Source organism: Nocardia implantans (genome assembly GCF_035544775.1).
GTDB classification, from domain to species: Bacteria; Actinomycetota; Actinomycetes; order Mycobacteriales; family Mycobacteriaceae; genus Nocardia; species Nocardia implantans.
The window spans coordinates 671949-686616 of the sequence record NZ_JAYKYQ010000001.1 but is presented as its reverse complement, the minus strand read 5'-3'; the positions used below and the strand labels follow the sequence as shown (position 1 = coordinate 686616).

Genomic DNA, 14668 nt, shown 5'->3' with positions numbered 1-14668 from the left:
GCGATGCGGATCCGTTTCGACCGAACGCGGTGGGCCGCGGGGGTGGTGGCGCTGGCGCTGATCACCGCGGGTTGCGCGAGCAGCGCCGACGATTCGGCCGCCGGACTGTCCGACGCGCTCGGCACCACCAGCGACATCAATCCCAAGCATCGTGACGAGGTGCGCGAGGGCGGCAACCTGCGCCTGGCGGTCACCAGCTTCCCGGCGAACTGGAACACCCTGTCCACCGACGGGAACGACGGCGAGATCGGCGACATCGAGCGCCCGCTCATGCCCCGCGCGTTCGACGTCGACGCGGCGGGCAACCTCACCGTCAATCGGGACTTCTTCACCGACGTGGCGCTGACCGGCGCCAACCCGCAACAGGTCACCTACACCATCAATCCCGAGGCGGTCTGGTCCGACGGCAGCCCCATCACCTGGGAGGACATCGCCTCACAGGCACACGCGCTCAGCGGTCGCGACAAGCGCTTCCTCATCGCGATCACCAACGGGTTCGAGTTCGTCGAGAAGGTGGAACGCGGTGTGGACGACCGGCAGGCCGTGCTCACCTTCAACCATCCCTTCGGCGAATGGCGCGGCCAGCTCGCCGGTGATTCCGCGCTTTTCCCGAAATCCGTCACCGCCGACCCGGAGTCGTTCAACAAAGGACTCGTGGACCGGCTCGGCCCCAGCGCCGGCCCCTTCGTGATCCAGTCCACCGACCGCACCCAGGGCCGGATCGTGCTCAGCCGCAACCTGAAATGGTGGGGCGAGACGCCGAAACTGGACACCATCACCTTCAGCGTGCTGGATCAGGCGGCATGGGCGAGCGCCCTGCAGAACAATGAACTCGACCTCGTCCGTCTGTCTTCGATCGACGAGGTCAAGACGGTTCGCGAGACCGGCGGCCTGGTGATTCGCCGTGCGCCGGGCAACCGCTGGCGGCACATCACCTTCAACGGCGCGCCGGGGTCGATTCTCGCGGACGCGCGCCTGCGGGTGGCGATCGCGAAGGCCATCGACCGGCAGGGCATCGCCACCGCGACGCAGAACGGTCTGGTGGAGAACCCGAAGCCGTTGAACAACCACATCTTCCTCCAGGGCCAGGACGGCTACCAGGACAATTCGGCGCCGGTGGCCTACGACCCCGACCAGGCGGCACGGGAACTCGACGCGCTCGGCTGGAAATTGAACGGCGATGTCCGCGAGAAGGACGGACGCAAGCTGGAGATCCGCGACGTGATGTACAACGATCCGCTGTGGATCCAGGTCGCGCAGATCATCCAGCAGAACCTGGCCCGGATCGGCGTGCGGCTGATCATCGACACCAAACCCGGCGCGGGGTATTTCACCAACGTCATCATTCCCGGTGATTTCGACGCCGCGCAGTTCGTCTTCACCGGAGACGCGTTCTATCTGAGCGATATCCGGCAGATCTACTACTACGACCCGAACGATCTGCAGGGCAACTACGGCCGCGTCGGTTCGCCCGAGCTCAACGCCTTGATCGAGCGCACGCTGACCGAACTCGATCCGAAGAAGATGATCGAACTGGCCAACGAGGTCGACCGGAAGGTGTTCGAGGAAGGACATTCACTGCCGCTGACCCAGTCCGACGGCAGTTTCGGCGCCCGCGCCGACCTCGCCAACATCGGCTCGCCCGGCCTGGCGTCCTACGACTACACCAAGATCGGATTCGTGAAATGAGACCAGCACAGCCAACCCGGAACCGCCGCGGGCAGGCACGCACGGTGATCGTCCGGGCTCTCACCGTCGGCACGGCGCTCGCGCTGCTGGTCGGCTGCGGCTCCGGCGGCAGCGAAGTGAAATCCGGCTCCAACGCGATCGGCTCGACCAACGACATCAACCCCCGCGACCCGAGCGAATTGCGCGACGGCGGGAACCTGCGCCTGGCGATCACCAATTTCCCCCCGACGTTCAATTCCCACCACGTCGACTCCAACGGCGACCTCGCCGAAGTGGTCGACTGGACCTTGCCGGGACCGATCACGGCCGACGCCGCCGGTGAGGTGTCGATCGACCACAACTTCTTCACCGACATCGCCTTGACCGAGACCACCCCGCAGCGGGTGGTCTACACCATCAACCCCAAGGCCGTCTGGTCCGACGGCAGCCCGATCACCTGGGAGGATCTGCGGTCCCAGGCGGAAGCGCTGAGTGGCCGCAATACCGAATACCGGGTTTCGGCGACCCAGGGCTACAGCCGGGTGGCCAAGGTCGAACGCGGCGTCGACGACCGCCAAGCGATCGTCACCTTCGCGCAGCACTACGGGGAGTGGCGCGGCCTGTTCAGTCAGCTGTACCCCAGGGAGTCGACCGAGACGCCACAGGCGTTCAACGAGCGCGATCGCAACGGGCTCGCCAAGTCGGCGGGGCCGTTCGTGATCACCTCGATCGACCGGGTGCAACAACGAATCGTGCTCAGTCGCAACCCGAAATGGTGGGGCGAGACGCCGAAGCTCGACACCGTCACCTACAGCGTGCTCGACTGGTCGGCCCGGCTGAACGCTTTGCAGAACAACGAACTCGACGCCATCGATGTCTCGGGCATCGAGGAGGTCAAGTCCGCCGCCAACTCACCGGGCATCATCGTCCGTCGCGCCTCGCGCCCGTTCAACTCGCAGATCACCTTCAACGGCGCACCGGGGTCGATTCTCGCGGATCCCAAGGTGCGCGTCGCGATCGCGAAGGGCATCGACCGGCAGGGCATCGTCACCGCGCTGCAGAACGGGATCGTGGACAATCCCACTCCACTGAACAACCACATCTACCTCAACGGGCAGAAGGGCTACCAGGACAACTCCGCGGTGATCGCCTACGACCCGGACGAGGCGGCCCGCATGCTGGACGAACTCGGCTGGAAGCTCAACGGCGATGTCCGGGAGAAGGACGGACGCCAGCTGGTCATCCGCGATGTGATGTTCCAACAGGACACCTGGGTGCAGATGGCTCAGATCATGCAGCAGAACCTCGCGCGGATCGGGGTGAAACTGCTGATCCAGACCTATCCGGGCAACGGCCTGTTCACCGATGTCATCGACCCGGGTAACTTCGACATCGCGCAGTTCAGCTGGGAAAGGAGCATCTTCCCGCTCGGCGCGCTGCCGCAGATCTACGCCTACGACCCGGCGAACACGCTCAGCAACAAGGGCCGGATCGGATCGCCCGAGCTGAACGACCTGATCGAGCAGACCATCTCCGAACTCGATCCCGAGCGGGCGATCGAGCTGGCGAACAAGGCCGACCGAATGATCTTCGAGCTCGGCCACTCGGTGCCGGTCGCGCAGTCGGCCGGCAACGTGGCCGTCCGTGCGGGGCTGGCCAACTACGGCGCCTTCGGGCTGGCTTTCCCGGACTACCTCCGGGTCGGCTTCGAGAAGTGAGGCCGGACCGAAGGACGCGACGAGCGGAAAGGATCACCATGCGGATCACCTCTGCGTGTGCCCGGCTGGCGTTGTCGCTGGCCGTCGTCGGGCTGACGCTCACGGGCTGCGGCGGCGGCGACAACGTCACCGGAGGCACCAGCACGGTCGGCACCACCAACGACATCAATCCGAGGGACCCGAGCGAACTGCGCGACGGCGGCAACTTGCGGCTGGCCCTCACCAACTTCCCGGAGAACTTCAACTATCTGCACGTGGACGGCGGAACGGAGACCGTCTTCTACCTCGTCGAACCGACGATGCCGACCACCTTCGTCAACGACGCGGCGGGGCAGTTGAGCGTCGCCCACGACTTCTTCACCGATATCGAGCTGATCGGAACCAGTCCGCAGCAGGTGAGATACACCATCAACCCGAAGGCCGTGTGGTCCGACGGTTCGCCGATCACCTGGGAAGATCTCCGCTCCCAAGCCCATGCTCTGAGCGGCAAGGACAACGCGTTCCTCGTCTCGTCCACCAGCGGATACGACCGGGTAGGCAAGGTCGAGCGCGGCAGCGACGACCGGCAGGCCGTCGTGACATTCGATCAGCCGTTCGGCGAATGGCAAGGACTGTTCAACCCGCTGTATCCGAAGTCGGTCACGGCGACTCCGGACAGCTTCACCAATGCGGCCAAGAACGAGCTGCCGCTCAGCGCGGGCCCCTTCGTGATCACCTCCATCGATCGCAGCCAGAACCGCATCGTGCTTGGGCGCAATCCCCGGTGGTGGGGCGATACGCCAAAGCTGGATTCGATCACCTTCAGCGTGCTGGACCACTCGGCCTGGCTGCCCGCGATCCAGAACAACGAACTCGACATCGCCTACATGTCCGGCATCGAGAACGTCAGCGCGGCGCGCAATGCCGCGAACGTGGTCATCCGGCGCACGCCGGAAGCGACCTGGTCGCACATCACCTTCAACGGCGCCCCCGGTTCCCTGCTCGCCGATCCGCAGCTGCGAATCGCCATCTCCAAGGCGATCGACCGGCAGGGCGTGGTCACCGCCTCGCAGCACGGCGTCGTCGACGATCCCAAGCCACTGAACAATCACGTCTTCGTGGCGGGGCAGAAGGGCTACCAGGACAACGCGGCCCCCATCGCCTACGACCCGGACGAGGCGGCCCGGATGCTGGACGCGCTCGGCTGGAAGCTCAACGGCGACGTCCGCGAGAAGGACGGCCGCAAGCTCGAACTCCGCGACGTGATGTACCAGCAGGATCAGTGGGTGCAGACCGCGCAGATCGTGCAGCAGAATCTCGCGCGGATCGGGGTGAAGCTGATCATCCAGACGGTGCCGGGCACCGGCCTGTTCACCAACGTCATCGACCCCGGCAATTTCGACCTGGCCCAGTTCAGCTGGGGCGGCAGCGTTCTGCCGCTGAGCGGGTTGCGGCAGATCTACTACTACGATCCGAGCAACTGGCAGAGCAACAAGGCACGCATCGGCACGCCGCAACTCAACGCGCTGATCGACCAGACGCTCGCCGAACTGGATCCGGAGAAGGCCATTCAGCTGGCCAACCAATGCGATCGGATGATCTTCGAAGAGGGCTACTCCATCCCGCTGAACCAGGCGGCGGGCACCTATGCCGCCCGGACCGACCTGGCGAACTACGGCGCGTTCGGCCTCGCTTCGCGGGACTACACCAAGGTGGGTTTCCTGAAGTGAGTTCCGGATCGGGCCACCCGCTGGCCTATCCGATCACGGTGACGTTCGGCGCCCTCGCGGTCTGTGCCGCCTGGGCGCCGTTCGGCACTCTGGATCAGGTGGCGGCGATCGCGGCCGTCGCGCTCGCCGTGTGCGGGTACACCGGATACCGGCTCGCCGTCGCCTTCGGGATGCTCCGGTTCCATCGTCCTGGCGCTGCGCGGACCGTACGGGTCACCCGTGTCCGCCAACACCATCGCCTGGTCGGCCGGTCGTGGTTGCAAGTCGGTGGCACGGGCCGGCCGCGGTGGCTTCCGGTGTACTTCGACCCGGCGCTGGTCACCCTCACCGAAAGCGAAGCGGAACTCACCGACCGCGCGATGCACGTCGCGGGACGACGCCTCTACCCGTCCGGCCGCATGCACGACGTCGAACCGCCCGGCCGTCTCGTCGACAACCCGAGCCGCCCCGACCCCGACGCTTCCGCCCACATCGCGCAGGCCACTCGCCTGCGCCGCCGCCTCCTGCTCGACGCCCAATCCACCGTCGCCGCCCCCATCGCCGCTCTCCTGTGGGTCTACCTCGACGGCGGCGGCTTCCCCGTCTTCCTGGCCGCCACCACCATCGCCGCCGCGTGCGCGATCTGGCTCTCCGCCGTGCAGGGCTCCGACCCGAGTTGAGACCACGGGGTGGGACACCCATGAAGCCTCCCTCGCGCAGGTCGAACGTTTGACAGCGGCGACTCGGCGCGTGCAGCCTGAGACCGGAAGTGGCCTCATCCCGTCTCTTGTCTCCCACTCGACCCCAGGAGATCACTTGACCGGCGAAGTCGCACATATCCCCGCCGTCATGGACCCCCGCGGACTCGAGTCGACACTGCGCGCCACGCACCGCTTGTCCTCCACAGAACATGTCGATGACGTGGCGGTCCACCGACTCGCGCAGTCCGGCCTGGTGGGCGAAGTGCTACGCCTATCGATCCGTTACGACCGGCCCAGCGGCTCCGGCCCCGAATCGCTCATCTTCAAGGAAGCGTCGGACCGGTTCACCGAAAGCCGTCACCTGGCCGAAGTCGAACTCGGCTTCTACCGGTATCACGAGGCGCATCCCACGCCGATCGATGTCCCCGCGGTACTGGCCCAGGGGCCGGCTCCTGCTCCGTGGCTACTCATGGAAGACCTGGGCGACGACGGCTTCGTCCGGCAGATCGACGGGTGCCCGCCCGATCTGGCCTTCCGCGCGATAACCGCGCTCGCGACCATGCACGCGTGGGGCTGGAATCGCGCCCTGCCCGCGGATTGGGACTGGCTGCTGCCGCCCGCGAACTCACCAGTCGGTGCGATCTGCCGACGCCGGCTGCGCGGCTACGGCGGCGACTGGCCGACGGCGCTCGGGCCGTTGCCTGCTCTCGTCATCGATGGATTCGAAGATGTGGCCGCCATGCTCGCGCCACCACAACGCACGATCGCGCACGGCGATTTCCACAGCCAGAATATTCACTTCGGGCCGCATCGCTGCAGGTTCATCGACTTCCAATTCTTGCAGCACGCGTCGGGGATGCTGGACGTGGCCCGATTCCTCGCCACCAGTTTGACCACCGAAATCCGCCGTGCGATCGAGGGCGATCTGCTCCGCGCCTACCACGACCGTCTCGCAGAACTCGGCGCGGCACGGGAAGACACCGAGCAGTGGACCACCGAATTGCGGGCCGGGCTGCTGTGGAACTTCTGCACACCGCTCACTCTGCGCGTCATAGGACTGGAGCAGAGTCGAGGAAGCTGGCCCGCTCGACTGCCCATCTTGGAACGTTGCGCGGCGGCCGCCGACGACTGGGCTGCCCTGGATCTGCTCCGCTGACCCGGTGAAACTACCGTGCTGCGCTGCAACGGTATTCACACCACGGCGGTCGATCCGCCATGAGCCATTCCCGGCGCGATGCTGGTGCCGGTACGCACCGGTGCCCGACGGCGGGGCAAGCTCGAGCCACCCCACCGTCGGTACTGCTCGCTAGTCGATGCCGAATGGCGCGGCGTAGCGGACCGTGCCACCCGGTAGCGGGTGGGCTGGGTCGAGTGTCAACGCCATCAACGCCTCATCCGGCACGTCGATGCTCAGGCCGATGCCGTGCTCGGAAGCCCGGCCGAAGCCGAAGCGCGGGTAGTACGTCGGATGACCGAGCACGATGACGAAACGCTCGCCCATCCGCGCCGCGGCCGCCAAGCCGGCCCGGATCGCGGCGGAACCCGCGCCCGTCTTCTGGTACTCGGGCAGCACCGCGCACGGGCCGAGACACAATGCCGGCGTGGTGTCGACGTGGCAGCGAGTCAGCAGCGCGAAGCCGACCGGCGTGTCGTCCGGCAGCGTGCTGACGATCGACAGGCCATCGATCCATGCGGGGTCGTCGCGCAACGCGTCGACCAGTTCGGCCTCCTCGGCACGCTCGAAGGCCGCGACGTTGATCGCGTGGATCGCGGCGATATCGGCATCGGTTTCGGCGCGCACACGCCAATTGGTGGAACTCAACTCGGATTCTCCGTGTTCTCGATGGTCGGGCCCGGTCGCGGACACAGCACCACCGTCACGGGAGCCCATGGGCTCGGCACGAACGCCGGACGGAAGGGATCAGACCGGTACCCGAGACGATTGGACGGTCCGGATGTCGTGCGTGACGGTGGTTTTCGGCGCGGTCATCCCGCTCCACCTCCTCGGTATGGGTCTCCACCTCGAATACGAACGAGCGATGCTAACCCGCCCGGCGGCAGGTGACTACCGAATTACCCGAGCGCCCTGGGGTCCCGGCCGGGATCAGCTCGACTCGGGCACAGGAACGAACCAGCGACCGGTCAATGAGCGCCAATGGGTTACAGCACGGCAAATTGGTCTGACCACTTGACCTCCTGACCAAATCGGCGCACAGTGGACGCATGGCGTTGCAACCTGTGGTCAAGCGATCGGTGTCGGCGGACGTGTTCGAGCAGATCGCCGCGGACGTGCTCAGCGGCGAGCTGGCGCCAGGGGCGACCTTGCCCAGTGAGCGGCAGTTGGCGGAGGCGCTCGGGGTGTCCCGGCCCGCGGTACGGGAGGCCTTGCAGCGGCTGGCCGCCGCGGGGCTGGTGTCGGTGCGCCAAGGCGATGCGACGACTGTGCTGGACTATCGGCGCGGGGCGGGGCTCGAGGTCCTGCCCAGGCTATTGGTGCAGGCCGGAGAACTGGACCCCGCCGTAGCGCGCAGCATCCTCGAGGCCCGCCTGCACAACGGGCCCAAAGTGGCGGAGCTGGCCGCCCGGCGGGTAGGCGCGATCGGCGCGGCCGAGGTCCGCCCGCTGCTGGAGTCCTCCCTCGACGCGCTGGCCGCCGAGCAGGACCCGATCGCGCAGCAGCGGCATGCGATGGAGTTCTGGGATCACGTCGTGGACGCGGCCGACTCGATCGTGTTCCGGCTGATGTTCAACATGTTGCGCGCCGCCTATGAACCGGCGCTCGCGGCGCTGGCCCCGATCATGTCCGCCGAGGTGGGCAACATCGAGGCATACCGCGAACTGGCCACCGCCATCGCCGCGGGCCGGCCACAGAAGGCCGCCACCACCGCTCGGGCGCTGCTCGAGCCGGCGACCACCGCCCTGATCGAGGTCCTCGGCGGACCGCCGGTCACGCACAGCTAGGAACGATCATGACGAAACCCGAAGCCTCCGAAAACGCTTCGACCGACGCGAACGCTCGGGAGCGGGTGCGCAGGGACGAGCGGACGCTGCGGCGCGGACTCACCCTGGGCCGGGCATTCGAAGAATTCGTCCGGCACCCCTCGCCGTGGATGATCGGCGCCACGCTGGCGGGCGCGCTGATCGCCCGTGTGGTCGTCGGCGACTGGCAACTCACCGACCTGCTGGTCCCCGCCGTGATGCTGGCGGTGTTCCCGGTCTTCGAGTGGATCGTGCACGTCACCGTGCTGCATTGGCGGCCACGGCGGCTCGGCCCGATCGCGCTCGACAGCGAACTCGCCCGCAAGCACCGCGAGCACCACGTCGATCCGCGGGACATCCCGCTGATCTTCATCCCGGCGAAGACACTCGCGGTGCTGGTGGTGGTGCTGATCGCGCTGGCGCTGTTCGCCTTCCCCCGCCTCGGCCTCGGCCTGACCTTCCTGATCGCCATCACCCTGCTCGGCCTCGGCTACGAGTGGACGCACTACCTGATCCACACCGACTACAAGCCGAAAGGCTCGCTCTACCGGGCGATTTGGCGCAACCACCGCCATCATCACTACAAGAACGAGCACTACTGGTTCACGGTCACCAGTTCCGGCACCGCCGACCGTCTCTTCGGCACCTACCCCGACCCGGCCACGACCGAGACCTCACCCACCGCCCGCAACCTGCATTCGGCCTGATCCGAGCAGGCGCCGCCCCGCGAGGTCAGCGGGGCGGCACCGGTGCGCGTATCCCCTCCGCACCGCCCTACCGGGTGATTCCGATCGCTCCGCCCAAGGCTGTCCCCCGACGACTCCACCAGGCGGTCAACGCGGCCAAAGCTCGGAGTCGGCATGCCACGCCGGCTCTCACCCCGCCGCGAGCAGGCGCTCCGCGATGGCCCTGGCACGAGACGCCGCGTCCGGAGTCCCCTCACGGACGGCGGTGACGATCGCCCCGTCCACCAGCAGCGCGAGTTCGGCGGCCAACTCGCCCGCGTCGGATCGCCCCGCCTCGGTGAGCAATTCGTTCAGGTAGTCGATCACGCGGCGCTTGTGCCGATCGGCGACCTGATGGGCGGCGCTCTCGCGATCGGCCACCTCGACCATGGTGTTGATGAACGCGCAGCCGCGAAAATCCTTGCGCGCGAACCGCCGTGCCAGCGCGTCGAAGACCGCGAGCGGACGCGCGGCCGGGTCGCCGGTCTGCTCGACCGATTCGCGCAGCCAGTCCAGCCACCGGTGGTCTCGATCCTCCAGCACCGCCACGACGAGGTCGTCCTTGCTCGCGAAGTGGCGATAGAAGGAAGCCCGGCCCACGCCGGACTCTTGCAGCAGGCGATCGAGACCGACGGCGCGAATCCCCTCGGCGTAGAACAACTCTTCCGCCGTGGTGAGCAAGCGCTGCTTGGCCTGGGTTGGCATGCCGCCACGGTAGCAGAACGGAACCGGTCAGTACCATCCAGCTTGACCAAGACGGAACCGATCAGTACCGTCTTGATTCGGAACCGATCGGTACCATCTTGTTCGAGCTGGAGGCTTCGATGTCCCGCCTGCCCCTTGTGTCCACCGACTCCGCCGACGCCGAGCAGTCCGACCTGCTCGCCGAGGTACAGCGCCAGCTGGGCCGGGTCCCGAATCTCTACGCAGCCATGGCGAACAGCCCCGCCACCTTGCGCGGATACCTGAGCCTGCGCGACGCGCTGACCAAGGGAAAGCTCTCGGCCCGGGCGCGCGAGCAACTCGCCTTGCTGGTCGCCAGCGAGAACGGCTGCGACTACTGCACCGCCGCGCACACCATGCGCGCCGACCGGATGGGCTTCAGCGGACAGGCGATCGCCGACACCCGCGCGGCACGCGCCGACGATCCGCACGCCGACGCGATCCTGCGCGTCGCCCGTGACGTGCTCCACTCCCGCGGCCGGATCGACGACGCCGCGCTCGCCTCGGCGCGCGCCAGGGGCGTCAGCGACGCCGAGCTCAGCGAGATCGTCGGCCACGTCGCATTGAACGTCTTGTCCAACTACTTCAACCATGTCGCCGAGCCGGAACTCGACTTCCCGCCCGCGGCACCGGCGAAAGGCACGGCGATGGAAGCGAAATGGCGGCTCGCGAGCAAGGTCGTGTTGGCCGATGGCTATTCCCTGACAGACAGGGAGGGACGCTCCACCCGCACCGTCGATGACGTCCACATCGCGATCGAAGGCGGCTTCCTGCACGTCAAGGTATCCGACACCGCCGACGTGCAGGTGGTGTCGGCGCCCGCCGTCGCGCTGGTGACCTACCGCTGATCCCACCCGCGCAGCCCGGTCCGCGACTCGTCGCGGGCCGGGCTTTCGTCTGCGCCGAGCTTGACACGTCTATACCCTAGGGGGGTATGGTAGATTGCAGAAACAGACGCACTCGCAGGAGGACACCGACCATGAGCACCACCACCGTGACCGTCACCGGCATGACCTGCGGCGGTTGCGCCGCCAAGGTCCGCACCGAGATCGGTCGCATCGACGGCGTCGGTTCCGTCGCCGTCGATCTCGCCGACGGGCTGGTGAGCGTCGAGAGCGCGAGCCCGATCGAGCGCGCGGAACTCGCCGCCGCCGTGGCCCGCGCCGGCTACGCGGTCGCAGGCTGACGGGCGGAACACACCGATGAACGCATCCACCAAATTCGGCGGCTTCGCCCTCGGCCTCGCCGCGATTTTCGGGATCGCCCTCGCGGCCGGTGCGGTGATCGGGCCGGAGCCCGCCGAACCCGCCGCTCACGACGCGAAAGCGCACGACACCGCCCAAGGCGCCGACGCACTACCTGGAGGAATGATGGCCACCGACCGCGGCTACACCCTGCGGCTGGACACCACCCGGACCACCGCCGCCGCGAACGTGCCGCTGCGCTTCCGCATCCTGGACCGGGACGGAAAACCCGTCACCCGCTATGTGCGCAATCACGACAAGGATCTGCACTTGATCGTCGTGCGCCGCGATATGGCCGCCTTCCAGCACGTCCACCCGGTGCTCGATGCCGACGGCACTTGGAGCGTCCCGCTCGACCTCGGCCGCGCCGGTGACTACCGGGTCTTCGCCGACTTCACCCCCGAGGGCGGCGAGAACCTGACACTCGGCGCGGATCTGCTGGTGGCGGGTCTCTACGACCCCCAGCCGCTGCCCGCGGCGGCCGCCACCACCGTCGGCGACTACACCGTCACCCTGGACGGAACCGTAGTCCCCGGCCGGGCGTCGAAGGTGACGCTCTCGGTGAGCCGCGCGGGCAAACCGGTGACCGACTTGCAGCCCTACCTGGGCGCTTACGGCCATCTCGTGGCCCTGCGCGCCGCCGACCTGGGCTACCTGCACGTCCATCCGGAAGGCCACCCCGGCGACGGCGTGACCGCGGCCGGACCGGGCATCACCTTCGCCGTCACGGCCCCGAGCGCGGGCGACTACCGCTTGTTCCTCGATTTCCAGCACGAGGGCGTGGTGCGCACCGCCGAATTCACCGTGACCGTCGCGCCGGGCACCCCCGCTGTAGACGCCCCGCACCACAACGAACACACTGGTCAGCAGCCGGACGGCCACGCGCACTGACCCGACAACCGTCCGCGCACAGAACGGAGCACCCACGATGACCACCGCGACACAACCGCCGCCCTCCGGGCAGGTCGAACTCGTGATCGGTGGAATGACCTGCGCGTCTTGCGCCGCCCGGATCGAGAAGAAGCTCAACAAACTCGACGGCGTCACCGCGACGGTGAACTACGCCACCGAGAAGGCCCGCGTCGAGGTCACCGGGGACATCTCGCCGGACGACCTGATCGCCACCGTCGAACAAGCGGGTTACACCGCGGCCCTGCCCGCTGCCCCGAAGCCGCAGGAGAGCGCCGCGGAAGAAGATCCCGCCGCCGCCCTGCGCACTCGCCTGCTGGTTTCGCTGGTGCTGTCGGCGCCGGTGATCGCCATGGCGATGATCCCGGCCTTGCAGTTCACCAACTGGCAGTGGCTGTCGCTGACCTTGGCCGCGCCGGTCGTGGTGTGGGGCGCGCTGCCGTTCCACCGCGCGGCGTGGACCAACCTGCGCCACGGCGCGTCGACCATGGACACCTTGATCTCCATGGGGACGCTGGCCGCATTCGGCTGGTCGCTGTACGCCCTGTTCTGGGGCACCGCGGGCACGCCGGGCATGACGCATCCATTCGAATTCACCATCGCGCGGATGGACGGCACCGGCAGCATCTACCTGGAGGCCGCCGCCGGCGTCACCACGTTCATCCTGGCCGGACGCTTCTTCGAGGCCCGCGCCAAACGACGGGCGGGCGCGGCGCTGCGTGCCCTGCTCGAACTCGGGGCCAAGGAGGTCTCCGTCCTGCGCGGCGGAACCGAGCAGCGCATTCCGGTGGAGCAGCTACGGGTCGGCGACCGGTTCGTGGTGCGGCCCGGCGAGAAGATCGCCACCGACGGCATCGTGACGGAAGGTTCCTCCGCCGTGGACGCCTCGATGCTCACCGGCGAGTCGGTGCCGGTCGAGGTGGGCCGGGACGACGCCGTGGTCGGCGCGACCGTCAACGTGGGCGGCCGGATCGTGGTGCGTGCCACGCGAATCGGTTCGGACACCCAGCTGGCGCAGATGGCCGAGCTCGTCGAGGACGCGCAGACCGGCAAGGCGCAGGCGCAGCGGCTGGCCGACCGGATCGCCGGGATCTTCGTGCCGATCGTCATCGCGCTGTCGGTCGCGACGCTCGGCTTCTGGCTCGGCACCGGCGGTTCGGTGGCCGCGGCGTTCACCGCCGCGGTGGCCGTGCTCATCATCGCCTGCCCGTGCGCGCTCGGGCTGGCCACGCCGACCGCGCTGATGGTCGGCACCGGACGCGGCGCGCAGCTCGGCATCCTGATCAAGGGCCCCGAGGTGCTGGAGTCGACCCGGCGGGTGGACACGATCGTGCTGGACAAGACCGGCACCGTCACCGCGGGCAAGATGACGCTGCTCGATGTCGTCGCGGCCGAGGGCGAGCAGGCCGAGCGGATCCTGGAACTGGCCGGGGCGCTGGAGGATTCCTCCGAACACCCCATCGCCCATGCCATCGCCAAGGGCGCCCGCGAGCGGGGGGGCGAGCTGAAGCCGGTCGAGGATTTCGCGAATGTCGAGGGCCTCGGCGTGCAAGGCGTGGTGGACGGCCACGCGGTGGTCGTCGGCCGCGCCCGGCTGCTCGCCGACTGGTCGCAGCACCTCGACGACGATCTCACTCGCGCGATGCGCGCCGCAGAAGCCGAAGGGAAGACCGCCGTCGCGGTGGGCTGGGACGGCAAGGCGCGCGGCGTGCTCGTCGTGGCCGACGCGGTGAAACCCACCTCTGCCGAGGCGGTTTCCCAGCTGCGCGCCCTCGGGCTCACCCCGATCATGCTGACCGGCGACAACCGCGCCGCCGCCGACGCGATCGCCGCACAGGTCGGCATCGATGCGGTGATCGCGGAGGTGCTGCCGCAGGACAAGGTCGCCACCGTCAAGCGGTTGCAGGCCGAAGGCAAAGTGGTCGCGATGGTGGGCGACGGCGTGAACGACGCCGCGGCGCTGGCGCAGGCCGACCTGGGCCTGGCCATGGGCACCGGCACCGATGTCGCCATCGAGGCGGGCGATCTGACCCTGGTCCGCGGTGATCTGCGGGCGGCGGCGGACGCGATCCGGCTGTCGCGCCGCACCCTCGCGACCATCAAGGGCAACCTGTTCTGGGCGTTCGCCTACAACGTGGCCGCGATTCCGCTGGCCATGGCGGGCTTGCTCAACCCGATGCTCGCGGGCGCCGCGATGGCGTTCTCCTCGGTCTTCGTGGTGAGCAACAGCTTGCGGTTGCGCGGTTTCCGCTCGACGGCGAACTAGACCCACCGGACGGGACGGCACAACCGGTGTCGTCCCGTCCGCGCGTC

The 14668-nt window shown here is 68.0% G+C and carries 13 protein-coding genes; 11 read left to right on the top strand and 2 right to left on the bottom strand.

The window, feature by feature from the left end:
• The first annotated feature begins 3 nt into the window (after positions 1 to 3).
• From U3653_RS03065 to U3653_RS03045, 5 genes are all read left to right on the top strand, one after another.
• On the top strand, positions 4 to 1689 hold the full coding sequence (locus U3653_RS03065; RefSeq protein WP_195079679.1) for an ABC transporter family substrate-binding protein: 1686 nt from the start codon (positions 4 to 6) through the stop codon (positions 1687 to 1689).
• The gene (locus U3653_RS03060) at positions 1686 to 3386 is read left to right on the top strand and encodes an ABC transporter family substrate-binding protein (protein ID WP_195079678.1); all 1701 of its coding nucleotides are present in this window, start codon (positions 1686 to 1688) and stop codon (positions 3384 to 3386) included. Before U3653_RS03065 ends, U3653_RS03060 begins: the two co-directional genes overlap by 4 nt.
• Before the next feature lie 38 nt (positions 3387 to 3424).
• Entirely contained in the window at positions 3425 to 5095 is a 1671-nt protein-coding gene (locus U3653_RS03055) for an ABC transporter family substrate-binding protein (RefSeq protein WP_195079677.1), read from the top strand.
• A complete protein-coding gene (locus U3653_RS03050; RefSeq protein WP_195079676.1) occupies positions 5092 to 5754 on the top strand; it encodes a hypothetical protein in 663 nt (220 codons plus the stop codon). The genes U3653_RS03055 and U3653_RS03050 overlap by 4 nt, the downstream gene beginning before the upstream one ends.
• A 136-nt stretch (positions 5755 to 5890) precedes the next feature.
• Positions 5891 to 6931 (top strand): phosphotransferase, encoded by a 1041-nt coding sequence (locus tag U3653_RS03045; RefSeq protein WP_195079675.1) that lies wholly within the window; start codon positions 5891 to 5893, stop codon positions 6929 to 6931.
• Positions 6932 to 7081: 150 nt separating this feature from the next.
• Here the strand turns inward: U3653_RS03045 and U3653_RS03040 are convergent, their stop codons facing one another.
• Positions 7082 to 7597, bottom strand: a complete 516-nt coding sequence (locus tag U3653_RS03040; protein WP_323124360.1) for a GNAT family N-acetyltransferase — start codon at positions 7595 to 7597, stop codon at positions 7082 to 7084.
• 401 nt (positions 7598 to 7998) lie between these two features.
• Between U3653_RS03040 and U3653_RS03035 the strand changes: the two genes are divergently transcribed.
• A complete protein-coding gene (locus U3653_RS03035; RefSeq protein ID WP_195079673.1) occupies positions 7999 to 8736 on the top strand; it encodes a FadR/GntR family transcriptional regulator in 738 nt (245 codons plus the stop codon).
• 8 nt (positions 8737 to 8744) lie between these two features.
• Positions 8745 to 9461: a sterol desaturase family protein gene (locus U3653_RS03030; RefSeq protein WP_195079672.1), complete on the top strand. Its 717-nt coding sequence runs from the start codon at positions 8745 to 8747 to the stop codon at positions 9459 to 9461.
• Positions 9462 to 9629: 168 nt separating this feature from the next.
• Here U3653_RS03030 and U3653_RS03025 read toward each other — a convergent pair whose 3' ends face one another.
• Positions 9630 to 10184, bottom strand: coding sequence for a TetR/AcrR family transcriptional regulator (locus tag U3653_RS03025; protein ID WP_195079671.1), 555 nt, complete (start codon positions 10182 to 10184; stop codon positions 9630 to 9632).
• Positions 10185 to 10303: 119 nt separating this feature from the next.
• Between U3653_RS03025 and U3653_RS03020 the strand changes: the two genes are divergently transcribed.
• The 4 genes from U3653_RS03020 (at position 10304) to U3653_RS03005 (ending at position 14621) form a co-directional block, all read left to right on the top strand.
• A complete protein-coding gene (locus U3653_RS03020) occupies positions 10304 to 11050 on the top strand; it encodes a carboxymuconolactone decarboxylase family protein (RefSeq protein WP_195079670.1) in 747 nt (248 codons plus the stop codon).
• Positions 11051 to 11181: 131 nt separating this feature from the next.
• A complete protein-coding gene (locus U3653_RS03015) occupies positions 11182 to 11388 on the top strand; it encodes a heavy-metal-associated domain-containing protein (RefSeq protein ID WP_195079669.1) in 207 nt (68 codons plus the stop codon).
• 16 nt (positions 11389 to 11404) lie between these two features.
• Entirely contained in the window at positions 11405 to 12337 is a 933-nt protein-coding gene (locus tag U3653_RS03010) for a DUF8832 domain-containing protein (protein WP_323124359.1), read from the top strand.
• 37 nt (positions 12338 to 12374) lie between these two features.
• A complete protein-coding gene (locus tag U3653_RS03005) occupies positions 12375 to 14621 on the top strand; it encodes a heavy metal translocating P-type ATPase (protein ID WP_195079668.1) in 2247 nt (748 codons plus the stop codon).
• Positions 14622 to 14668: the final 47 nt, after the last annotated feature.

What these genes read in the sequence shown, in the direction of transcription:
- U3653_RS03065 (WP_195079679.1), top strand. Translation starts at nt 4, where the DNA reads ATGCGGATCCGTTTCGACCGAACGCGGTGGGCCGCGGGGGTGGTGGCG.
- U3653_RS03060 (WP_195079678.1), top strand. Translation starts at nt 1,686, where the DNA reads ATGAGACCAGCACAGCCAACCCGGAACCGCCGCGGGCAGGCACGCACG.
- U3653_RS03055 (WP_195079677.1), top strand. Translation starts at nt 3,425, where the DNA reads ATGCGGATCACCTCTGCGTGTGCCCGGCTGGCGTTGTCGCTGGCCGTC.
- U3653_RS03035 (WP_195079673.1), top strand. Translation starts at nt 7,999, where the DNA reads ATGGCGTTGCAACCTGTGGTCAAGCGATCGGTGTCGGCGGACGTGTTC.
- U3653_RS03030 (WP_195079672.1), top strand. Translation starts at nt 8,745, where the DNA reads ATGACGAAACCCGAAGCCTCCGAAAACGCTTCGACCGACGCGAACGCT.
- U3653_RS03025 (WP_195079671.1), bottom strand. Translation starts at nt 10,184, where the DNA reads ATGCCAACCCAGGCCAAGCAGCGCTTGCTCACCACGGCGGAAGAGTTG.
- U3653_RS03020 (WP_195079670.1), top strand. Translation starts at nt 10,304, where the DNA reads ATGTCCCGCCTGCCCCTTGTGTCCACCGACTCCGCCGACGCCGAGCAG.
- U3653_RS03015 (WP_195079669.1), top strand. Translation starts at nt 11,182, where the DNA reads ATGAGCACCACCACCGTGACCGTCACCGGCATGACCTGCGGCGGTTGC.
- U3653_RS03010 (WP_323124359.1), top strand. Translation starts at nt 11,405, where the DNA reads ATGAACGCATCCACCAAATTCGGCGGCTTCGCCCTCGGCCTCGCCGCG.
- U3653_RS03005 (WP_195079668.1), top strand. Translation starts at nt 12,375, where the DNA reads ATGACCACCGCGACACAACCGCCGCCCTCCGGGCAGGTCGAACTCGTG.